We start from the raw sequence: 20,131 nt of genomic DNA, 5'->3' as shown, positions 1-20,131 counted from the left end.
GTAGCCCCCACCTAGAAGGCGGACCACGTGAGCGACGATACAGAACTCCCTGAAAACGAAGACGAAAACACGCCTGAGCGCCCTGAATATGATGGGCCCAGCGTTTCGCTGACGGATGAGTTAAAGACATCCTACCTCGACTACGCGATGTCGGTGATCGTCAGCCGGGCGATTCCAGACCTTCGCGACGGGTTGAAGCCGGTGCATCGACGGATTTTGTACGCCATGCACGAGACCGGGAATTCCCACGATAAATCGTATCGTAAATCTGCGCGTCCGGTGGGCGACGTGATGGGCAAATACCACCCACATGGCGACAGCGCGATCTATGACGCCCTGGTGCGGATGGCGCAGGATTTCTCGATGTCGCTGCCGCTGCTGGATGGTCAGGGCAACTTTGGCTCAATGGATGGCGATAACCCGGCGGCCATGCGGTATACTGAGGTGCGGATGGATAAACCCGCCGCGGCGCTGTTGGCGGATATCGAAAAAGAGACCGTCGATTTTCAAGACAACTATGACGGCAAAGACCGCGAACCAACGGTTCTCCCTGCCCGGTTCCCCAACATGCTGGTCAATGGCGCGGGCGGGATCGCAGTGGGCATGGCCACAAACATTCCCCCGCACAACCTGGGCGAAGTTGTCGACGCCACGCTGGCGCTGATCGACGATCCTGACCTGTCGTCCGAACAACTGATTGACTACGTTCCCGGCCCCGACTTCCCCACGGGCGGGATCATGCTGGGCCGGTCCGGCGCGCGCAAAGCGTATCTCGAAGGTCGCGGGTCGGTCATCATCCGCTCCAAGACCCACACCGAAGAAATTCGCAAAGACCGCTGGGCCATCGTCATCGATGAAATCCCTTACCAGGTGAACAAGGCATCGATGATCGACAAAATCGCCGAAGCCGCCCGCGAAAAGCGGATCGAAGGCATCGCCCACGTTCAGGATGAAAGCGACCGCAATGGCGTGCGCGTTGTAATCGAACTCAAAAGGGATGCGACGGCTGAGGTGGTGTTGAACCAACTCTTCCGCTTCACCCCAATGCAGACCTCGTTTGGCTGTAACATGCTCGCGCTGAATGGTGGACGCCCTGAACAGCTCACGCTGCGCCGTTTCCTGACGTCATTCATCGACTTCCGCGAGGATGTCGTGGTGCGTCGCACGGCGTTCGATCTGCGCAAGGCCCGCGATCGCTCGCATATCTTGTGCGGTCTGGCGGTGGCCGTGTCCAACGTGGATGAAGTGGTCGCGACGATCCGTGCCTCTGCCGATGCTGCCGATGCGCGCGAAAAGCTCATGACGCGCCGCTGGCCAGCGGCAGATATCGAAGGCTATCTGCGGCTAATCGACGACCCGCTGTCCAAGATGCACGACGATGGCACCTATAACCTGACCGAAATTCAGGCGCGTGCGATCCTTGATCTGCGGCTGCAACGCCTGACGCAGTTGGGTGTTTCCGAGGTCACGGACGAGCTTGAAACACTCGCAGGCAAGATCAAGGAATACCTCGAAATCCTGTCGTCCCGCGAACGCATCATGGGCATCATTGCGGACGAACTTCGCGAAGTACGGAACAGCTTTGCCGTCGACCGCCGCACCGAGATTGTCGAGTGGTCCGGCGACATGGAAGACGAGGACCTGATCGAGCGCGAGGATATGGTCGTGACCGTCACCGCTGGTGGTTACATTAAACGCACCGCGCTTGCCGACTTCCGTGCGCAAAAGCGTGGCGGCAAGGGATTGTCGGGGATGCAGACCAAGGAAGAAGACGTCGTCACGACGCTCTTCGTTGCAAATACGCATACCCAACTGCTGTTCTTCACGACCGACGGGATGGTCTACAAGCTCAAGACATGGCGCCTCCCCCTCGGAGGGCGCACGGCCAAGGGCAAGGCGATCATCAACATCCTGCCCATTCCCCAAGGCGTCTCCATCGCAGCCATCATGCCCGTCGACCGGGATGAGGATGAATGGGACGACCTGCAGGTGGTCTTTGCCACCAGCGCCGGGACTGTGCGCCGCAACAAGCTCTCTGACTTCACCAACGTGATGCGCAACGGCAAGATCGCGATGAAGTTCGAGGGCGAACATGAGAACACAACCCTGATCAACGCGCGCATTGCGTCGAATGATGATGATGTGATGCTGGTCACGAATGCCGGTCGTGCGATCCGGTTCCCGGCCACCGATGTGCGTGTCTTCAACAGTCGCGCGTCTGTGGGTGTTCGTGGCATCAACCTGAAGAATGACGATGTCGTGGTTTCCATGTCGATCATCCGGCATTTCGATGCCACTTCGGACGAACGCGCAGCTTACCTGAAAATGCGCCGCGCCATGGAAGGTCTGACCGATGAGGGCGACGGTGACGAAGAAGACGGCAATGCCGACATGCCCTTGCCGCAGGAACGCTATGCCGAGATGTCGGCGGCTGAAGATCTGATCCTGACGATCACCGAAGGCGGTGCTGGCAAGCTGTCATCGTCCCACGACTACCCTGTGCGCGGGCGTGGTGGCCAAGGCGTGACCGCAATGGACAAGGCGATGCGCGGCGGGCCGATTGTGGCGAGCTTCCCGGTGGATAAGGCGGATCAGATCATGCTGGTCACCTCGACAGGTCAGTCGATCCGTGTGCCAATTGACGGCATTTCGTTCCGGTCCCGCTCGGCGGGCGGCGTCCGTGTCTTCAACACTGCCAAGGGCGAGGTGGTGACATCGGTGGCCTACATCGCCGAGCAAGCCGAAGACGAGGTCGCAGAGGGCGACGATCAACAAAGCTGATTGAACCAAGGATCGGGCCCCTGCCCGATCCGCGCTTTCCGCGCAACTTGATCATAGGAAATACTGACGCCGCGCACCTTGGTGCACGGCGTTTTGCGTGTCAGTCGATCGCGTAAATGCTGCGGAACTTGTCTTCGATGTATCGCAGCAATGGGCCCTCGGACGGGGCCTGACCGCTTGCGCGTTCGATGATTTCTTTTGGCTCGTACAAGCCACCGTGCCGTTGCAGGTTTTCGCAAAGCCATGATGTCGCCGGCGACGTATCCCCAATCGCAAGGCTGGCATCCAACTCCGGCACATCTCGGCGCAGGGCCTCGTGCAGGCATCCTGCATAGACGTTGCCCAAGGAATAGGTCGGGAAATACCCAAACAACCCAACCGACCAATGCACGTCCTGAAGGCACCCATTGGATGGTTTGTCGACCGCATAGCCAAAGTCCGCGGCAAAGCGTTCGTTCCACGCCCCTTCCAGATCAGACACAGCCAGATCACCAGAGATCAGCGCCTTCTCAAGATCAAATCGCAAAAGAACATGCAGATTGTACTGCACCTCGTCGGCTTCGGTCCGGATATAGCCTTTGTTCACCCGGTTGACCGCTGCGTAAAACGCATCAGCATCCTCAATCCCAAAATCGCCGAACGCGTCCTTCATTTGGTCAAACAACCAACCGGTAAAGGCGCGGCTGCGTCCGATCTGGTTTTCATAGATGCGGCTTTGGCTTTCGTGCACGCCCATCGACACGCCACTGCCGAGCGGCGTCATCATATAGGCATCGTCGATATTCTGTTCGTAACACGCATGCCCAACCTCATGGATGGTTGAGTAGAAGCAGTTGAATGGATCAGTCTCGGACGTGCGGGTTGTGATGCGCACATCGTGGCCGGAACCACTGGAAAACGGATGCACGGCCTTGTCGATGCGTCCGTGTTTGAAATCGTATCCAAACGCCCGCGCCAACGCGCGCGTCAGTTTCATTTGCGCGCTTTCGTCAAAGGTCCCTGTGACCCCGGTCGGAACCGGTGCGTCCAGAATGCGGTCACGCAAATCGACCAGACCGGGACGCAAGGCCCCGAACATCTGATCCAGATCGGCTGCCGTGGCCCCCGGTTCATAATCCTGCAACATCGCGTCATACACGTCACCGCCATCTGCCATGGCGGCACCTTCTTCGCGCTTCAGCGACACAACCTCTGCCAGCGTCGGCAAAAAGGCCGCGACATCTTCGTTTGCACGGGCCTCTGCCCAGATGCCTTGAGCCGTGGAGGTCAGGCGCGCCAGATCAGCGGCGAGCTTTGCTGGCACCTTGGTGTTGCGGGCATAGTCCCGACTGATGTGGCGCAGGTTCGCCTTGCCGACGTCGTCTAGTGTCTCTGTGTCGATGTCAGAGAGCCACTCACCAATGCGCGGGTCTGTACGACGTGCGTGCAAGACGGCCTCAAGAGCCGCCATTTCATCACTGCGCTGACCGGCAGCCCCCCGCGGCATAACAGTTTCCTGATCCCAGCCTAAACGCCCCTGCACAGAAGCAAGCGCACGGGTGTCACGGTCGAACGCCATCAGGTCTTCATAAGCAGTCATGGTCAGGCGTCCCGCACAGAGGTTTCAATCGGAAAACGGGTCAAGAACAGCGCATAGATCGCTGCCACCCACAACAGAACGCCGACGAACTGGTGCGTGATCGCGATCCAAAGTGGTGCTGACATCAAGACCGTCACAATCCCGATGACCACCATGGCCGTGATCAACAGCCCAACCCGGCCAAAAGCCTTGCGCGTCAGTTTGTGCGGAGATTTCGCAGCACGAACCCCCAGGTAGATCGCAAGCGCGAACACAAGGTATCCCCACGTCCGGTGAATGAATTGAACCATCCCGGCATTTTCAAAGAAGTTCCGCCACATCGGTTCCAGATCAAGCGCATTCGATGGGAACACCTCGCCCGACATCAGCGGCCAGTCGTTATAGGACCGTCCCGCATCAATGCCCGCGACCAGAGCACCGATCAGGATCTGGATAAAGAGAGCTCCGACGAACACCGATGCCAAGGTCCCGAGGCGCGCTTCGCGCAGGCGCCGCGCCTGCATGATTTCCCGTTCGGGACGCGCAAGTTCAAATGAGAACCACGCTATGAAGCCGATGATGACAAAGGCGAGACCAAGGTGCGTTGCTAGCCGATAAGAGGCCACATCAAGCATTGTGCCCGTAAGCCCGGACGCCACCATCCACCAACCGATGGCACCTTGGAGACCGCCCAAAGCGCCCAGCAAAAGCAATCGACCTGTCCACCCGGTCGGGATCTGACGGCGGATCAGGAAATACAAGAACCCAACCGCCCAGACGAGGCCGATAACGCGGCCCAGTTGGCGATGTCCCCACTCCCACCAGTAGATCACCTTGAACTCGGCCAATGACATGCCTTTGTTCTGCAACTGGTATTCAGGGATGGCGCGATATTTTTCGAACTCGCTTTCCCACGTTGCGGCATCCATCGGCGGGATTGCCCCGGTTACAGGAGCCCATTCGGTGATGGACAAGCCGCTGTCCGTCAGTCGTGTCAGGCCACCGACCGTGATCATAACGACAACCAGCGCAGCCAAAAGGATCAACCACGCGCGGATTGCTCCGCGGGCGCCGCCGCGGCCTTTGTCGATGGCACCCGGTGCCGTCGCAGGCGCTTCCTGCTTCTCTCCAACCTCTTCAAAGATGGATCGGGTCTTGCTCATGTCCGTTCCTTCTCACTTTTGTTTTTCCAGCGCACCATTTGGCGCATAATACCATGCAGCATTTGAACGTCTGCCCGGGTCAACGGCATACGTGACCACAGGTTTCGCAAATTCATCTTCATCCCTTGAGCCTTCGCTTCGGGAAAAAAGAAACCGGCGTCTTGGAGCTGGTCTTCGTAATGAGCGGCCAGATGCTCCATTTCCTCGCCCGTGGCCCAGTCCGTCTTGGCCATGTCGACACGCTCATGCTCAAGCTCTGCGATTTGACGCTGCCATTCATAGGCCGTCAGCAACACGCATTGCGCTAGGTTCAGAGAAAAGAACTCTGGGTTCACCGGCACCGTGATGATCGCGTTGGCACGGGCCACATCGTCATTTTCCAATCCCGCACGTTCAGGACCGAACAAGACGGCCACGTGTTGGCCTGCTGCGATCTTTTCAGCCGCCAAAGCCATCGCGCGTTCGGGCGTGAATACAGGCTTGGTCAGACCGCGTTGCCGCGCGGTTGTGGCAAAGACATAGGTTGTTTCGCTCAAGGCCCCCGCCAAATCCTCGGTGACCATAGCCTGATCCAAAAGCCGCCCCGCACCACTGGCCAATGCGACGGCCCGTTGGTTTGGCCATCCGTCGCGCGGATCGACAATGCGCATGCGGTCCAAGCCAAAATTCCACATGGCACGCGCGGCTGCGCCAATGTTTTCGCCCATTTGCGGGCGGACCAGGACGAATGTCGGCTGAGCGTTTTTTTCCATCAACGGACTGATACGCCCGCCTCCGTCCGACCACAAGAAGGACACCCGGTCGCGGGCCGTTTGGCATGCCCATCCGGCGGATTTCATGGGGCAAATCGGGTTGCACCCCCATCGACAGGCTTTGCTGCGAAGGATATAGAACCACGCAAAAGGAGCCGTGCCATGGCCGAGATCGAGCATCCGCAGATTTACCTCATTACCCCTCCGGATTTTGAACTGTCGCAGTTCCCTGGCCAGTTGGCCCAATGTCTGGATGCAACCGATGTGGCCTGCGTTCGACTTGCACTGGCAACCTCTGACGAAGACCGTCTCATGCGTGCGGCCGACGCGGTAAGAGAGGTGTGCTATTCACGCGATGTGCCGTTGGTGATCGACACCCATGTTCAGCTGGTCGAAAGGCTGGGGCTGGATGGTGTTCATCTCAACGATGGCGCGCGATCCATCCGGAGCGTGCGCAAGGAATTCGGTCCCGACCCGATTGTCGGGTGTCATTGTCAGGCATCGCGCCATGACGGCATGTCAGCCGGAGAACACGGCGCTGACTACGTCAGCTTTGGCCCTGTGACCGCCTCTGCTCTTGGTGACGGGACCGTGGCACCCGCCGACCTTTTTGAGTGGTGGTCACAGATGATCGAGGTACCGGTCGTCGCCGAAGGTGGATTGACGACAGACATGGTCCACAAACTGGCACCGCATGTTGATTTCTTTGGTCTGGGGCCAGAGGTTTGGAACTCTGACACACCGGCGCAACAGCTTGTCGAGTTGGTTCAGGTGTCGCAGGGCTGAGGCACGCGGCTGCGCACGACCTCTTCCAGCGCCTTGGCCAACGATTTGCGATCTGGATAATCCGCGACGCGCAGAGGCTCATGGAATATCACAGTAACGCCGCCCGGGTTCCGGACCATCAGGACGTTCAGCAAACCGTTCCCAAAATCCATATCCCCCCACCAGCCATAGAACCGGTCCGGCGCGCCTTCTGGCGCAGTGTAGACCAGTGAGATCGGTTGGATGTGCAACGTGTCGCGCAAGCCATCCTCTTGAAACGGGGCAAACAGGGTCGGCTTAAACGGCAAAACCCGCCTGCCGTCCGTCGATGTGCCCTCCGGGAAAAACATAAGATGATGGCCAGCCAACAGCCTGTCGCGAAACATCCGACCATGCGCGAGCGCCTGAGACCGCTTGCGTTCGATGAACAAGGTCCCCGTCGCACGAGCCAGCCAGCCGATACCCGGCCAGCCTGCAACCTCGGATTTCGAGACGAAATAGACCCTTTGCGGTGCATTCAGCGCAAAGATATCCAGCCAGGACGAATGGTTCGCCACGGCGGCGCCTTTTTCGACCATGGGCGTGCCTTCCACCACAAGCTGCATGCCCATGAGCCGGAATGCGCTTCGGCATACAAACTGGGTAATGTGGGGTGTAATTGGACGGTCCATGCCAAAGAGCGGTCGCTCGACCAGCCGCAGCAACAACAGAAGACCCAGACAGCCGAAGGTGACGATCGCAAGCGGAAGGCCGCGCCGCAAAGCCCGCCACCACGCCCTTGGCGTGCGCGCAACATTCTCGGGGTATTCTGCGCCGTCCCACGATGTCGTCATGGCCGTTCACCGGTGTAGAGGGCCCGGTGACGTGGATCGAGCCTGTCAATATCAAGGATCAGGCACACATCGGTCGTGTTGAACGGGACGTCGACAAAAGCCCCCTCGCCCACAAAGCCACCAATTCGCAGGTATGCCTTGATCAATGCTGGCATCGCCCGCATCGCGGCCTTGCGGTCGACTGCGCTTTCGGCGCGCAGGTCCATGCTCTGAAACTGATCTGCAACTGCGCGTACACGCAAATCCGCGGGAGCCAGATGCCGATGATGCAGAAAGCTCAACGGATCGGCCAAAGCATCGACATCGGTGCCGTGAAACGAGGCTACGCCAAAAAGAACCTCGATGTCCCTTTCTTGGATATACTGCGCCAGCGCAGACCAGAGCATAAACATCGCCGCGCCACCCCGATGCTTTGCATCAACACAGGACCGGCCCAGTTCCAGAAGCTTGCGCCCAGACGCCTCTAGGACCGCAAGGTCGTATTCTCCCGATGTGTAGAATCCGAGTGGCGTCTTTCGATCGCTCGGCAAGAGCCGATAAACGCCTACAACGTGATCCAGTTGAACCTCAGACCGTTGGTCATCGACCACGATGAGATGATCATAATAGGCATCGAACGCGTCACGCTCGAACCGGCCCTCGTGATCGACAAGGTCGCCGTCGCCGCCAAGCTCTTCGACAAAGACCCGATAACGCAGGCGTTGGGCTGCAAGGCGATCAGCCTCACTTGTAGCAAGGCGAACAGACAAGTTCGGATCAGTGTTCTGCATCAATTGGCGGTCAATCACTCAGCGTTCGCCGATGGATATGCGCAGCGCTTGGTCTTGGCAATCATATCGCCCAAAGGCAAAGGTTTCTGGGCACACACCAAAAATTAACCTGCCGTTAAACAGAACTAGCGAAAAACTGGGATTAATTCGACGCGAGTTGCGTCGATGACAACCTTACCCTCATCCGGGAACATGACCGTGATTTTGCCTCCGATATTCGATTGCACCTGGCCAGTTCCCCAGTCAGGCTGTGTCGGGTGCTGCACGTACATTCCCGGCTCATAGAGCCCTTCGAGACCTTGCATGAGTTTTCCTTTGAGCGAGCTACACACCGTGACTGATCCCAAGCCGCTGACCGCTGAAGAGCTTGTCGCTCTTGTCAGTTCTCGTATCTGTCACGACCTAGTTAATCCACTCGGCGCGATCAGCAATGGGGTTGAACTGCTTGATATGGCACCCGACGGGGCGTTTGGGCCGGAAATCACACTGATCCGCGACAGCGTGCAAAATGCAAATGCACGGCTTAGATTTATGCGCATTGCCTTCGGAGCATGTCAAAAGGGCGATATGCTAGACGTTTCTGACATCAGCACCACGCTGGATGCGATGTCCGCAGGAATGCGCCAAACGATCCAGTGGACACCCACCGACCGTGTGCCGAGGTCTGAGGTCAAACTCTGTTTTCTCCTGCTCCAGTGTTTGGAGACAGCCATGCCATTTGGCGGCGCGGTCGTCGTGTCCAAATCAGATGCGGTCTGGACGCTGAATGCCCGAGCGGAACGTTTTGCCGAAATTGGGCCGCTTTGGCGGATCATCACCCACGCAGACGACGTGGACAATTTGGCGGCCGCGCAAGTTCACTTTGCGTTGGCCGGTGCCGAACAGGACGCACAGGCCAAACGCATTGATATCGTGCAGGATACCGGATCAATCCACGTAAGCATTCATCCGGCGTAACGGCGCGCGCATGCCTATGCGCGCACTGTCCCGTCGCCACGAACGAGGTATTTAAAGCTGGTTAGCTGCGCAGCACCCACCGGGCCCCGCGCATGCATTTTACCCGTCGCGATGCCGATCTCTGCGCCCATGCCAAATTCACCACCGTCGGCAAACTGGGTCGAGGCATTGTGCATCAGTATGGCGCTATCCAGACGTTCAAAGAACCGATCCACCGCGGCCTGATCCTCCGCGATAATGCAATCGGTGTGATTGGACCCATAGGTGCGGATATGCGCGATCGCGCCATCCAGATCGTCGACCACGCGCGCCGCGATCTCCATATCAAGGTACTCCTTACCCCAATCATCTGGACCTGCCGCATCGGTGCCATTCAGCCCTTCAGCGTGCACCGCGACGCCTGCGTCTTTGAGCATGTCTACAAGTTGCTGCCCCAGTTCGACGGCATCCTTGTGAACCAGCAGACACTCTGCGGCACCACAAATGCCCGTTCGGCGCGTTTTGGCGTTCAAGACCACATCCAGCGCCTTTTGCGGATCAGCGGAAGGGTCAATGTAGATGTGAACAATCCCCTCAAGATGGGCAAACACAGGCACACGCGCTTCGCGCTGAACCAGCCCAACAAGACCCTTCCCGCCGCGCGGGACAATGACATCGACATAATCAGTCATGGTCAAAAGGGCGCTGACGGCGGCCCGGTCCCGTGTCGGCACCAATTGGATCGCATCCTCTGGCAACCCAGCGGCCTGAAGCCCCTCGACAAGGCAAGCGTGGATCGCGGTGGACGAGTTGAATCCTTCTGACCCGCCACGAAGGATCACCGCATTCCCTGATTTCAGGCACAAGGCCCCTGCATCCGCGGTTACGTTGGGCCGACTTTCGTAAATGACACCCACGACGCCCAGAGGCGTGCGCACCCGCTGAATGTTTAGCCCCGTCGGACGATCCCATTCCTCCATCACTGCACCGACAGGGTCATCTTGGCCTGCGACGGCCCGCAACCCATCGCAAATCCCTTGAATACGGGCGTCATCCAGCATCAGACGATCCATCATCGCCGCGCTCAGGCCCTTTTCACGGCCAAATTCCATATCACGCGCATTTGCAGCCTTGATCTCTTCGCGCTTGGCCCAAACCGCATCAGCAGCAGCCTCAAGCGCCTTTTGCTTCTGCTCCGGTCGGGCAAAGGCCAGTTCTGCAGCCGCAGCTTTCGCGCGGGCGCCCAGATCCGTCATGGCGGCGGCGATGTTGTCCATGTCTTTCATGGCCGTTCCCCTTCTCGTTACAGAACCATATCGTCTCGGTGGACCAATGCGGCCCGCCCAGAATATCCCAAAACCTCGGCAAATTCATCCGAATGCTTGCCGCGCAGTGCACCAGCTTCCTTCGCGTCGTAGCGCGCGAGACCGACACCGATAACCGTACCGTTCGCATTCTCGATGGCGATTGCATCGCCTCGTCCAAAGCGTCCGGAAACGCCCGTAACACCCGCAGGCAAAAGGCTTTTCCCCCGTTTCAATGCGGCAACAGCACCTTCATCGAGCCGCACAGCACCGCGAGGTTTCATCGATGAAATCCAGCGTTTTCGCGCCGCTGCCGGATCATCCTTGGCGACAAACCATGTCGCGGGCTCTCCTTCTTCGAGTGCCTTCAGCGGATTGATCCGACTGCCCAAGGTGATGGCCATGGCACAGCCTGCACCGATGGCCATCTTGGCAGCCATGACCTTGGTCTTCATCCCGCCTTTGGACAGGCCAGACCCGGCATCCCCGGCCATCGCCTCGATCTCGGGGGTGATACTATCGATCACGGAAAACCGCTTTGCTTCAGGGTCTTGCGCAGGGTTTCCACTGTAAAACCCGTCAACATCGCTGAGCAAAATCAATTGGTCGGCACCCACCGTCACAGCCACTTGCGCCGCCAAGCGATCATTGTCGCCATACCGGATTTCGTCGGTGGCAATGGTGTCATTCTCATTGACGATGGGAACGACGCCCATGCCAAGCAAGGTGGCAAGCGTGGCACGTGTGTTCAGATACCGACGCCGATCTTCTGAATCCTCAAGCGTCACAAGGACTTGCGCGGTCTTTATGTCATGTGGCGCGAGCGCTTCTTCATAGGCACGCGCCAGCCTGATTTGTCCAACAGCCGCCGCAGCCTGGGATTGTTCGAGAGGAAGGTTCGCACCAGTCAGCCCCAAAACACCACGGCCAAGCGCGATGGAGCCGGACGACACAAGGATCACGTCAATGCCCTTTGCCTTGAGCATGGCGACATCCGCGGCCAGAGAGCCGAGCCAATCCCGTTTCAGCCCGTCCGCGCCCACCAACAGGGCCGAGCCAATTTTGACGACAACCCGTTTTGCGGACATCAAGGACGCCATCCGTCATCCTCTTCATCAGCGGCCGCCTCTTCCGCGTCACGCGCCACGATTTGTGCCCGCAAGCTTCGCAAAACGGTTTGGACGTTTTCATTCGAAACGCCCGACATTTTGTAGACGCGACCGCCGCTTGCTTTTTCCAGAACAGCGACGGCTTCATCCTGCTCTTCGGGTAGCAAGGCGTCGATCTTGTTCAACGCCGTGATCCTCGGCTTGTCGGCCAGATCACCACCATAGGCTTCAAGCTCGGTGATGATGGTTTGATAATCCTCGGCCAAGGTCTCGGACGTGCCATCAACGATGTGCAACAGCGCCGCACAGCGTTCCACGTGCCCTAGAAACCGGTCACCAATTCCGCGCCCTTCATGCGCCCCCTCGATCAAGCCGGGGATGTCAGCAATGACGAATTCATGCCCGTCCACACCAACGACACCCAGATTCGGGTGCAAAGTGGTGAAGGGATAGTCAGCAATCTTGGGACGGGCATTCGAAGTCGCCGCAAGGAAGGTGGACTTTCCCGCATTCGGCAATCCCAGCAAACCAACATCAGCGATCAGTTTGAGCCGCAGCCAAATGGTGCGCTCCACGCCTGCCTGCCCCGGATTGGCGCGGCGCGGTGCCTGGTTGGTCGCCGATTTAAAGTGCAGGTTGCCGAAACCGCCATTGCCACCCTTGAGCAGGATGACCCGGTCACCCACCTCGGTCAGATCGGCAAGCACTGTCTCTTCGTCTTCATCAAGGATTTCGGTCCCTGCAGGTACCTTTAGAATAATGTCAGCACCATCCTTGCCGGTACGTTGGTTGCCCATGCCAGCTTGGCCGTTTTTGGCAAAGAAATGCTGCTGATAGCGGAAATCAATCAGGGTGTTCAGACCCTCGACCGCCTCGGCGATGACGCTGCCGCCTTTGCCGCCATCACCACCATCAGGGCCGCCATATTCGATGTATTTTTCACGGCGAAAGCTGACACAGCCACCACCGCCGCTGCCAGAGCGGATATAGACTTTGGCGAGGTCGAGGAACTTCATCTGCGGGCTTCCCAATCGGTGCGAGTAAGGCGGTAGTCGATCACGGGGGCCGGTTCAAGTCGCGCAGCACTTGGCCCCATATTTGTCCCGGTTTGGACAAATCCCAGCTTTTGCAAAAGCGCACCGGAATGCGGGTTGTCGGTGAAATGGTCTGCGGTCATCCGATCCATGTCGGGAAACAAGCCAAAGCAAGCGTTGATGTATGCCGACACTGCTTCCTTGGCATATCCTTGCCGCCAATGCTCTTGGCTAATGAAATACATCAACGGAAAGTCATGCTGTTTGGGACCGAGGCCAACGACGCCAATCAACGTCCCGTCCAATTCGATGCCCACACGAAATCCGGGACGCCCACGAAACCGGCTGCTTTCAATCCATGTCTCTGCCGCTTCGACCGGCCAAGGCACGGTCAAGGACAGCATCATCGGCGCAACCTCTTGCGTGCCGCCGATTTGAGCTAACCGAGGCGCGTCCGCAACGGTCAGGTTCCTGAGGCGTAGACGCTGTGTCGTCAGCTCAAACCGCTGGCGGTCGGTCCACATATCCTGCGTCAGACGCATCATCATGCCCGGAAAACGGCCATCGCCGCGCGCCAAAGACGGCATGGTATCTGCGCCTTCGTCTTCAAAACCAAGCTTGACCAACGTGTTCCGCGACGCGGCATTCCCGTCGAAATGCCCTGCGCGCAGCAAGTCCTGCCCCGTCTCCTCGAACACGAAATCAATGACGCGCTCTGCGGCTTCGGTCGCGATGCCTTGGCCCCACGCATCCTTGGTAATCCAATAGCCCAGTTGGTCGTCTGCCGCGATGCCGCCGACAATCCTGTCCTGAAACAGGATCAACCAAGAGCCGATAAAGCCGAACTGATGGCGCGCAATATAGGCCTCAGCATCGGCAACAGTGAATGGATAAGGGACCTTGGACGTCCATTGCAGGATGTCGAAGTCACCCATCGCCTCCTGTAACGCCGCGGCGTCCTGCAAGGTAATCCTGCGCAGGTGTAACCGCTGCGTAAACAGATCGCCTGCTAGGTCATTCTGCGCAGATATGTCCATGTCGGCACCGTTGCTTCGCGGGCGACAGAATAGGCCTCTGCATCCCCTAGGTAATCAAATCCGCAATGTGTCAGGACCCGAGCAGACGCCGGATTGTCCTGAAACACGGACCCAAAGATCGTTGCATTCTCTTGCGGGTTCTCGGCAATGATTTTGCCAACCGCTTCTCGAGCAAGGCCCATGTTCCAAACACTGGGCGCGATCCAGTAGCCGATCTCGGATTGTCCGCGATCCATCCGCTCCAGAGCGATGCACCCCAAGAGCTCTGGCAAGTCTGACTTGGAGCCGTCCATTGCCCAGACATCTTCTGTCCGCTTTGGATCCCATGTCGTTTTGACAAACGCCTCGGATGCGCCCGGCGGCAAAGGATGCGGGATGGATGTGGTCATCCGTGCCACGCGTTCATCGCCCCCGTGCATATCCAGCATACCCTTGTCACTTGGGCGCAGCGGACGCAGCGTGAGACGTTCAGTTTCAAAGGTGGCCTGGTCGATGATCTGTTCATGGATCATGAGAGGTCTCCGGCAAATAAGGCGTAGAACACAGACAAGACGGTCGCTGCCGCGAGCGTCCACATGAGATATTTTTCCGAGGGTTTTCCGGCGAAGTGACGGGCGATGGCCTGGCCTGCGATACCCCACAGCGGTTGCAGAACGATTTGGCACGACAACAGGACCAAGGCGACAGTCAACGTCGCCTGAAACGCGCCTGTTCCGGCGGGAATGAATGCAGTGAAGGCTCCGGTGATCATCGCCCATGCTTTCGGGTTCATCGGGTGCACGATCAGCCCTGCGGCGAAACCGGGTGCTGCCCCCCGTGATTGTCCTGGCGCAAGCCGCAGGTTGGCAACGCGCCAAGCGAGATAGGTGATATAGGCCGCCGCCAGGTACTTCAGCGTCTCGAATATCAGTGGTGAGGCTTGGGACAGTTCCATCAGGCCAAAGCCCATTGGCCAGATGATGAACTGTTTTCCAAGAATGACACCGACGGTAAACGGCAGAGCCGCGCGAAAGCCGTAGCCCGCACTTGTTGCGAGGATCGCCATATTGGCGGGTCCCGGCGTGCCGACCTGACTGGCGGCAAAAAGTGTAAGGGCAGTGACAGACATATGTCGGGGCTTTCGGAAATGAAAAAGGGACCGGCTTGCGCCGATCCCCTTCAAAAACTTATGAACCTTTTGGGTTTCGGCTTATTCAGCGGCCTCCGCCGCCGGCAGGACCGAAATAAAGGTGCGGCCTTTCAGGCCTTTATGGAATGTGACGTTACCTTCGACGGTCGCAAAGATCGTGTGGTCTTTGCCCATGCCAACGCCTTCGCCTGGCCACATCTTGGTACCGCGCTGACGCACGATGATGTTGCCTGGGATAGCCGACTGGCCACCGTAAAGTTTCACACCAAGGCGACGACCAACGGAGTCGCGGCCGTTACGGGATGAACCGCCTGCTTTCTTGTGTGCCATTCTGGTGTCTCCTTATTCTGCTGCGAACTCGGTCGCTTGCGCGATCCAGTTATCACGTTCGATGCGGCCTTTGAACGACAATTTGTCATCCATATAAGCAATCTCTGCCGGACCCCAAGCTGCAATCTGGTCAAAGTGGAAAACGCCGTTCTCGTGCAGAAGGCCTTCCAGCTTTGGACCGACACCTGAAATCTTCTTCAGATCGTCTGCACCACCTTCGCGGGCTTCAGTCAGCAGGTTGGCTGGCTTGGTGCCTTCCACTTCGGCTGCTGGTGCAGCTTCTGCTTTCGGTGCGGCCGCTTTCTTTGGTGCGGCTTTCTTGGCTGGTGCTGCTGCGGCTGCAGCGGCGGCACCCAGTGCGGCTGCGCCAACGGCGGCTTTCACGCCTGATTTACCCGCGCCTTTTTCCAGGATCTCGGTGATCCGCACCAGCGTCAGTTTTTGGCGGTGGCCAACGGTACGCTTCGAGCTGTGCTTACGGCGACGGCGAACAAAGTTAATAACTTTTTCGCCTTTGATCTGGTCGATCACGGTCGCCTGAACGCCTGCATCATCAACGAGAGGCGCACCAACGGTCGAACCGACCATCATGATTTCGTTAAATTGCACGGTTTCACCCGCGTCTGCTGCAAGCTTTTCGACCCGCAGGACATCACCCGCCTGGACCCGGTACTGCTTGCCACCGGTTTTCATCACCGCAAACATTGCGTCTTCCTTGTCTTCCGCGTCTCTTTGGTCCCGCATTTGCGGCGTTTTCGGGTTGCCCCACCTCGGACTGCGCGCCCCTTTGGGCGTCATGGTAATAACAAACGCGGAGCCAAAGCCCCGCGTTAGGCCGCCTCTATCGTCGGGCGGTGCAGATTTGTCAAGCGCGGTTCACTGAACTCGGCTAGATTTCATCGCCTCCCATGAACTCGGCCACGGCCTGCCCCATGTCAAACGAGGTCTCGGCATAAAGCCGTTGGAATGCCCGGTTGATCGCGGCGTTCAGGATCGTGCCATCCGGTGTCAGCGCGCTGTTGATGTAGATTTGCAGATCTTCGGGATTAGCCGGACCATAGGCTGTCATCAGAAACGCGTTGAGCCAGTTTTCGGTATCGGCGCGCGTGGCGTCCTCTCCGGCCCACATTTCGGCTGCAAGCCGTTCAGGAGCCATACCCTGAAACTGGCCACCTTCGATCAAGCCAGCGGCAAAGGCGACATTCGACAGAAACGCGGCCTGCACATTCTGTTCGACCAAATCGGTATACTCAATGTAGTCCTGAATCTGGTCAAAGAGCTCTGGGCGCGCTGCAATCAAACCATCGATGTCCGCCTGTATCGCTTCGACCAGTGACTGATCGCTAAACGCAGCCCGCGCCGAGGCCTCAAGGCCGAGGATAATTTGCGCAGCGTCGGTTTCGAAATAGGCAATCATCGGCTCAAGGTCATAGTCCGCGAACACTTCGGCCATCTCGCGCCGCAGGATCCCGGTGGCGCGTTCGATCGTATGGATGGAATCGACGCGGTCTTGCCAGCCGTCTTGTGGCGCGTCAGGAAAAAATCCCTCGGCGAGGGCTGCGCCATGCGCGCGCTCTTCGGCCACCATGGTATCAACAACGGCATCAAACTGAAGGGCAGCCATCAGTCGGTCAACATCGGCGTGCGCGGCGACACAGGTCGCCAGCCACACGCATGCTGAGAAGAAGACCCGCATCAGATGTCCTGCTGCGGATAAAGCTCGACCATCCGCGCGGCGAGAATTTCAAATCGGTCGATCTGCAACTGGAACTGCACGGCATTCATCAGCTCATAAACCCGTTGCATCAAAGGCTGTTGCAGCGCGTCGAGATAGGCTTTCATGTCTGCGTCCGAAAAATCCCGGTAGGTAAACGCTGCATTTGTGACGCTACCAATCTGCATTGCTTCTCGCATCTCATCAGCGCGATTGTTCAGGATTGCGCGCAACTCGGCTTCGTCCAATTCGCGTTGTGTCAGCCCGGCCGCCGACGCAGCCATCAGAAAGCGCACCTGTACCTCATTGATCGCGCGGATCGAATTCTCGATTGACCCGATCGCCGCGCTCATCTGCTGAAAATACTCGATCCGTGGCGAGCCTTCTTCGATCAACTGTGCTGCAATCGCCTGCCCTGCGAGATCGCTGTCAGCGCTGTCGTCCATATGCGCTGTGTTTTCGGCCTCGACCAAACGTTGACCCAGCTCAGAGGCATAGAAGTCCGCGGCATGGTTCAACATCTCATCGTCCATGGTCTGCTCAAGGATATCCAGCGCATCCGCGCGCAAACCTTCCGAGGCAAAGACCTCATCCGCCAACCGTGTCCAGTCGCTGCCAAAATTCTCTTCGGACAATCCCAGCAACGCAGGCGCCTGCCCTGCAGAAAGCCGTAGACTGTCCAGGGCCACGTCAAAGCCCGTCACGGCCATGAATGCCTCAAGTTTCGCACGATCAGCGGCTGTGGCAGCTCCGGCCACCAACAAGCTGGCTGCCAAAACGCCGGTGGTCACAATGGAACGAAGAAAGGTCATCTGCTCTCCTGACTTTTTCAGAAGTTGAGCCTATCGCACAGCGAACGTAAGGCAAATGCAAATGCCCCCTTGCGGGCGATCACTTGCCTGTGTAAACGCCCGCTACCTGACCGCGGAGAGGTGCCGGAGTGGTCGAACGGGGCGGTCTCGAAAACCGTTGTGGGTGCAAGCCCACCCAGGGTTCGAATCCCTGTCTCTCCGCCATAATCCCCAAATCGATACGACCACTTACAAACCACGCCCTTCCCATGCGCGCGGGGCTTTGTCGTTCCCGCGCTACCATGCCCGTTCAAAAAAGATCGCAGATTTGTCGATTGGCGCCTGTCTGATCCGTCAGGTAGGTGAAGCGGCGCTCCTGCCCTTCGCGGAACCACGGAGCAAACCCGGCCATGACCTACGCAAAAACCGATGCATGTCTTGGACTTGGGCTTGAAAAGACAGCCGTGGCTGCCGCTTAATCCTCGCAGCTTACCGGAGACAGTTATGCGATATACTTTCCTGCTTTATTCAAACCCTGCCGATTTTGCACACATGGGACCCGAAGACTGGGCCAAGGAAAAAGAGGTCTACGGCGCCTATATCGGCGCTTTGCAAGAAGCGGGCGTCTTCGTCGACACCGATTGGCTGCACCCAGCCGACACCGCGACCACGATCACCCTGAAAGATGGCGAGAAACGGATTCAAGACGGTCCCTTCGCAGAAACCCAGGAAACGCTTGGTGGTTTCTTTACAATTGATGTGCCTGATCTCGATGCAGCCTTGGCGTGGGCGGAGAAATGCCCGGCAGCCAAACACGGCAAGATCGAAATCCGCGCCTCGGCAATGGACAGCGTCTAGGCCGGTCACTTGACCGAACACCCAGATCAATCCGCTGCACGCGCCCAAGACGTTGCGCGTGCAGCCTACGGCAAGCTGATTGCGATGCTGGCCGCGCGCAGCGGCGATATCGCAGCCGCAGAAGACGCTCTTGCCGATGCGTTTGTGGCCGCGCTTACGAAATGGCCGGACACCGGTGTGCCGGACAATCCAGAGGCGTGGCTTCTTACGGTTGCCAAGAACCGCCGGATAGATGCGGTGCGCAAGGATCAACGGCTGGTCATCACAGATGAGGTTCCAGACATGCCTGATTTGCGCACGGACACCGACCCCGCGGCTGACGCCCGGCTCAAATTGCTGTTTGTCTGCGCCCACCCTGCCATTGATCCCGCAATCCGTACGCCGCTGATGCTGCAGACGGTGCTTGGCCTCGAAGCCGAAGAGATCGCCAGCGCCTATCTCGTGTCGCCAAAGGCCATGGCGCAACGGCTTGTCCGTGCGAAGCGCAAGATCCGCGATGCGGGCATTCCCTTCACTATTCCCGACACCTCGGAATTCCCCGACCGGATGGAGGCCGTCACCGAAGCCGTCTACGGCGCCTTTGCCGTGGACTGGCTGTCCGGTGCCGGTGACCTGTCACACGAGGCCTTTTTCCTCAGCACCATTCTGGCTGGGCTTGCGCCGGACAATCCTGAGGTCTTGGGCCTTAATGCGCTGATCGGGTTCATTGAAGCCCGGCGGGACGCGCGCGTCTCGGACGGCACTCTCGTGCCTGTGCCAGAGCAGGATGTTACTCTTTGGGACACGCATCTGATCGACAGATCCATGTCCCTCTTGGCGCGCGCCTCCCAAGCCGGGCTGCCCGGACGGTTTCAGATCGAAGCCGCAATTCAATCCGTTCACTGCGCCCGGCGCGCCACCGGTCAAACAGATTGGCGCGCGCTGTCGAAACTCTTTGCTGGGCTCGTTGCGGTCTATCCGACCATCGGCTCAGCCGTCAGTCAGGCAGCCGTTGTCGCCGAAGACGCAGGGCCTGCGCAGGGCCTCGCCATGCTGGAAAAGACCTCATTTACAGGGATAGAAACCTATCAACCGGCTTGGGCCGTCCGCGCGCACTGCTTCGCGCAGATGTCCCGCTGGGCAGAGGCTGCCGAGGCCTATGACAAGGCGATTTCGCTCTGTACCGACATCCCGTCGCGGCGTTGGCTTGAGACAAAACAACGAGACCTGAGAAAAAAATCTTCATGACCTGTCGATTGGGCTGTGTCCCGCCCGTCGTGTGAGCAAG

General features: G+C 58.4%; 21 protein-coding genes and 1 tRNA gene. 6 read left to right on the top strand and 16 right to left on the bottom strand.

Annotation, left to right across the window (positions count from 1 at the left end; genetic code table 11):
• Window positions 1-27: 27 nt before the first annotated feature.
• Window positions 28-2,781, top strand: coding sequence for a DNA gyrase subunit A (gyrA, locus tag FE702_RS03215; protein WP_147124763.1), 2,754 nt, complete (start codon window positions 28-30; stop codon window positions 2,779-2,781).
• 100 nt (window positions 2,782-2,881) lie between these two features.
• Here the strand turns inward: gyrA and FE702_RS03210 are convergent, their stop codons facing one another.
• The 3 genes from FE702_RS03210 to FE702_RS03200 are packed head-to-tail and all read right to left on the bottom strand — an operon-like array spanning window position 2,882 to window position 6,254.
• Window positions 2,882-4,360: a carboxypeptidase M32 gene (locus tag FE702_RS03210; protein WP_147124762.1), complete on the bottom strand. Its 1,479-nt coding sequence runs from the start codon at window positions 4,358-4,360 to the stop codon at window positions 2,882-2,884.
• Window positions 4,361-4,362: 2 nt separating this feature from the next.
• The gene (gene ctaA / locus FE702_RS03205; RefSeq protein WP_147124761.1) at window positions 4,363-5,502 is read right to left on the bottom strand and encodes a heme A synthase; all 1,140 of its coding nucleotides are present in this window, start codon (window positions 5,500-5,502) and stop codon (window positions 4,363-4,365) included.
• A complete protein-coding gene (locus FE702_RS03200) occupies window positions 5,499-6,254 on the bottom strand; it encodes an RNA methyltransferase (RefSeq protein ID WP_147124760.1) in 756 nt (251 codons plus the stop codon). Before FE702_RS03200 ends, ctaA begins: the two co-directional genes overlap by 4 nt.
• A 162-nt stretch (window positions 6,255-6,416) precedes the next feature.
• On the opposite strand from FE702_RS03200, the gene FE702_RS03195 reads away from it, so the two are divergent.
• Window positions 6,417-7,040 (top strand): thiamine phosphate synthase, encoded by a 624-nt coding sequence (locus FE702_RS03195; RefSeq protein WP_147124759.1) that lies wholly within the window; start codon window positions 6,417-6,419, stop codon window positions 7,038-7,040.
• On the opposite strand, the gene olsA is transcribed toward FE702_RS03195, so the two are convergent.
• The 3 genes from olsA to FE702_RS03180 form a co-directional block, all read right to left on the bottom strand.
• Complete coding sequence (gene olsA, locus FE702_RS03190) at window positions 7,022-7,852, bottom strand: lyso-ornithine lipid O-acyltransferase (RefSeq protein ID WP_147124758.1); 831 nt, start codon at window positions 7,850-7,852, stop codon at window positions 7,022-7,024. The genes FE702_RS03195 and olsA overlap by 19 nt on opposite strands.
• Window positions 7,849-8,622, bottom strand: a complete 774-nt coding sequence (gene olsB, locus FE702_RS03185) for an L-ornithine N(alpha)-acyltransferase (protein ID WP_147124757.1) — start codon at window positions 8,620-8,622, stop codon at window positions 7,849-7,851. Before olsB ends, olsA begins: the two co-directional genes overlap by 4 nt.
• A gap of 125 nt (window positions 8,623-8,747) precedes the next feature.
• Complete coding sequence (locus tag FE702_RS03180) at window positions 8,748-8,927, bottom strand: DUF3553 domain-containing protein (RefSeq protein ID WP_147124756.1); 180 nt, start codon at window positions 8,925-8,927, stop codon at window positions 8,748-8,750.
• 28 nt (window positions 8,928-8,955) lie between these two features.
• Between FE702_RS03180 and FE702_RS03175 the strand changes: the two genes are divergently transcribed.
• Window positions 8,956-9,579 (top strand): histidine phosphotransferase family protein, encoded by a 624-nt coding sequence (locus tag FE702_RS03175; RefSeq protein WP_186826966.1) that lies wholly within the window; start codon window positions 8,956-8,958, stop codon window positions 9,577-9,579.
• Window positions 9,580-9,593: 14 nt separating this feature from the next.
• Here FE702_RS03175 and FE702_RS03170 read toward each other — a convergent pair whose 3' ends face one another.
• The 10 genes from FE702_RS03170 to FE702_RS03125 all read right to left on the bottom strand — a co-directional run bounded on the left by FE702_RS03170 (window position 9,594) and on the right by FE702_RS03125 (window position 18,027).
• Window positions 9,594-10,844 carry a glutamate-5-semialdehyde dehydrogenase gene (locus FE702_RS03170; protein ID WP_147124754.1) on the bottom strand — a complete coding sequence of 417 codons (1,251 nt, stop codon included), beginning with the start codon at window positions 10,842-10,844 and terminating at the stop codon, window positions 9,594-9,596.
• A gap of 17 nt (window positions 10,845-10,861) precedes the next feature.
• On the bottom strand, window positions 10,862-11,962 hold the full coding sequence (gene proB, locus FE702_RS03165) for a glutamate 5-kinase (protein ID WP_147124753.1): 1,101 nt from the start codon (window positions 11,960-11,962) through the stop codon (window positions 10,862-10,864).
• Window positions 11,950-12,987: a GTPase ObgE gene (obgE, locus tag FE702_RS03160; RefSeq protein ID WP_147124752.1), complete on the bottom strand. Its 1,038-nt coding sequence runs from the start codon at window positions 12,985-12,987 to the stop codon at window positions 11,950-11,952. The genes proB and obgE overlap by 13 nt, the downstream gene beginning before the upstream one ends.
• Entirely contained in the window at window positions 12,984-14,042 is a 1,059-nt protein-coding gene (locus tag FE702_RS03155; protein ID WP_147124751.1) for a GNAT family N-acetyltransferase, read from the bottom strand. The genes obgE and FE702_RS03155 overlap by 4 nt, the downstream gene beginning before the upstream one ends.
• A complete protein-coding gene (locus tag FE702_RS03150) occupies window positions 14,015-14,554 on the bottom strand; it encodes a GNAT family N-acetyltransferase (protein WP_147124750.1) in 540 nt (179 codons plus the stop codon). The genes FE702_RS03155 and FE702_RS03150 overlap by 28 nt, the downstream gene beginning before the upstream one ends.
• Entirely contained in the window at window positions 14,551-15,150 is a 600-nt protein-coding gene (locus tag FE702_RS03145) for a LysE family translocator (protein ID WP_147124749.1), read from the bottom strand. The genes FE702_RS03150 and FE702_RS03145 overlap by 4 nt, the downstream gene beginning before the upstream one ends.
• An 81-nt stretch (window positions 15,151-15,231) precedes the next feature.
• Entirely contained in the window at window positions 15,232-15,501 is a 270-nt protein-coding gene (gene rpmA / locus FE702_RS03140; RefSeq protein ID WP_147124748.1) for a 50S ribosomal protein L27, read from the bottom strand.
• 12 nt (window positions 15,502-15,513) lie between these two features.
• Window positions 15,514-16,206, bottom strand: coding sequence for a 50S ribosomal protein L21 (locus FE702_RS03135; RefSeq protein WP_147124747.1), 693 nt, complete (start codon window positions 16,204-16,206; stop codon window positions 15,514-15,516).
• A gap of 184 nt (window positions 16,207-16,390) precedes the next feature.
• A complete protein-coding gene (locus FE702_RS03130; RefSeq protein ID WP_186826965.1) occupies window positions 16,391-17,125 on the bottom strand; it encodes a hypothetical protein in 735 nt (244 codons plus the stop codon).
• 71 nt (window positions 17,126-17,196) lie between these two features.
• Entirely contained in the window at window positions 17,197-18,027 is an 831-nt protein-coding gene (locus FE702_RS03125) for a DUF2059 domain-containing protein (RefSeq protein WP_147124745.1), read from the bottom strand.
• 114 nt (window positions 18,028-18,141) lie between these two features.
• Here FE702_RS03125 and FE702_RS03120 point away from each other — a divergent pair.
• From FE702_RS03120 to FE702_RS03110, 3 genes are all read left to right on the top strand, one after another.
• Window positions 18,142-18,231 (top strand) — tRNA-Ser (locus FE702_RS03120).
• Between the two features lie 279 nt (window positions 18,232-18,510).
• Window positions 18,511-18,864 (top strand): YciI family protein, encoded by a 354-nt coding sequence (locus tag FE702_RS03115; RefSeq protein WP_147124744.1) that lies wholly within the window; start codon window positions 18,511-18,513, stop codon window positions 18,862-18,864.
• A 9-nt stretch (window positions 18,865-18,873) separates the two neighbouring features.
• Complete coding sequence (locus FE702_RS03110) at window positions 18,874-20,091, top strand: RNA polymerase sigma factor (RefSeq protein WP_222611783.1); 1,218 nt, start codon at window positions 18,874-18,876, stop codon at window positions 20,089-20,091.
• Window positions 20,092-20,131: the final 40 nt, after the last annotated feature.

This window comes from Shimia ponticola (genome assembly GCF_007995215.1).
Classification (GTDB): domain Bacteria; phylum Pseudomonadota; class Alphaproteobacteria; order Rhodobacterales; family Rhodobacteraceae; genus Shimia_B; species Shimia_B ponticola.
Note: the sequence above shows the minus strand (reverse complement) of the source record. Positions and strands in the feature narration are given on the sequence as shown.

Bases quoted from the DNA above. Each gene is read 5' to 3' on its own strand.
- rpmA (WP_147124748.1), bottom strand. From the start codon at position 15,501: ATGGCACACAAGAAAGCAGGCGGTTCATCCCGTAACGGCCGCGACTCC.
- ctaA (WP_147124761.1), bottom strand. From the start codon at position 5,502: ATGAGCAAGACCCGATCCATCTTTGAAGAGGTTGGAGAGAAGCAGGAA.
- FE702_RS03130 (WP_186826965.1), bottom strand. From the start codon at position 17,125: ATGGCTGCCCTTCAGTTTGATGCCGTTGTTGATACCATGGTGGCCGAA.
- olsB (WP_147124757.1), bottom strand. From the start codon at position 8,622: ATGCAGAACACTGATCCGAACTTGTCTGTTCGCCTTGCTACAAGTGAG.
- FE702_RS03155 (WP_147124751.1), bottom strand. From the start codon at position 14,042: ATGGACATATCTGCGCAGAATGACCTAGCAGGCGATCTGTTTACGCAG.
- obgE (WP_147124752.1), bottom strand. From the start codon at position 12,987: ATGAAGTTCCTCGACCTCGCCAAAGTCTATATCCGCTCTGGCAGCGGC.
- FE702_RS03210 (WP_147124762.1), bottom strand. From the start codon at position 4,360: ATGACTGCTTATGAAGACCTGATGGCGTTCGACCGTGACACCCGTGCG.
- olsA (WP_147124758.1), bottom strand. From the start codon at position 7,852: ATGACGACATCGTGGGACGGCGCAGAATACCCCGAGAATGTTGCGCGC.
- FE702_RS03180 (WP_147124756.1), bottom strand. From the start codon at position 8,927: ATGCAAGGTCTCGAAGGGCTCTATGAGCCGGGAATGTACGTGCAGCAC.
- FE702_RS03170 (WP_147124754.1), bottom strand. From the start codon at position 10,844: ATGAAAGACATGGACAACATCGCCGCCGCCATGACGGATCTGGGCGCC.
- FE702_RS03135 (WP_147124747.1), bottom strand. From the start codon at position 16,206: ATGTTTGCGGTGATGAAAACCGGTGGCAAGCAGTACCGGGTCCAGGCG.
- FE702_RS03115 (WP_147124744.1), top strand. From the start codon at position 18,511: ATGCGATATACTTTCCTGCTTTATTCAAACCCTGCCGATTTTGCACAC.
- FE702_RS03125 (WP_147124745.1), bottom strand. From the start codon at position 18,027: ATGACCTTTCTTCGTTCCATTGTGACCACCGGCGTTTTGGCAGCCAGC.
- FE702_RS03200 (WP_147124760.1), bottom strand. From the start codon at position 6,254: ATGGAAAAAAACGCTCAGCCGACATTCGTCCTGGTCCGCCCGCAAATG.
- FE702_RS03145 (WP_147124749.1), bottom strand. From the start codon at position 15,150: ATGTCTGTCACTGCCCTTACACTTTTTGCCGCCAGTCAGGTCGGCACG.
- FE702_RS03150 (WP_147124750.1), bottom strand. From the start codon at position 14,554: ATGATCCATGAACAGATCATCGACCAGGCCACCTTTGAAACTGAACGT.
- proB (WP_147124753.1), bottom strand. From the start codon at position 11,962: ATGGCGTCCTTGATGTCCGCAAAACGGGTTGTCGTCAAAATTGGCTCG.
- FE702_RS03195 (WP_147124759.1), top strand. From the start codon at position 6,417: ATGGCCGAGATCGAGCATCCGCAGATTTACCTCATTACCCCTCCGGAT.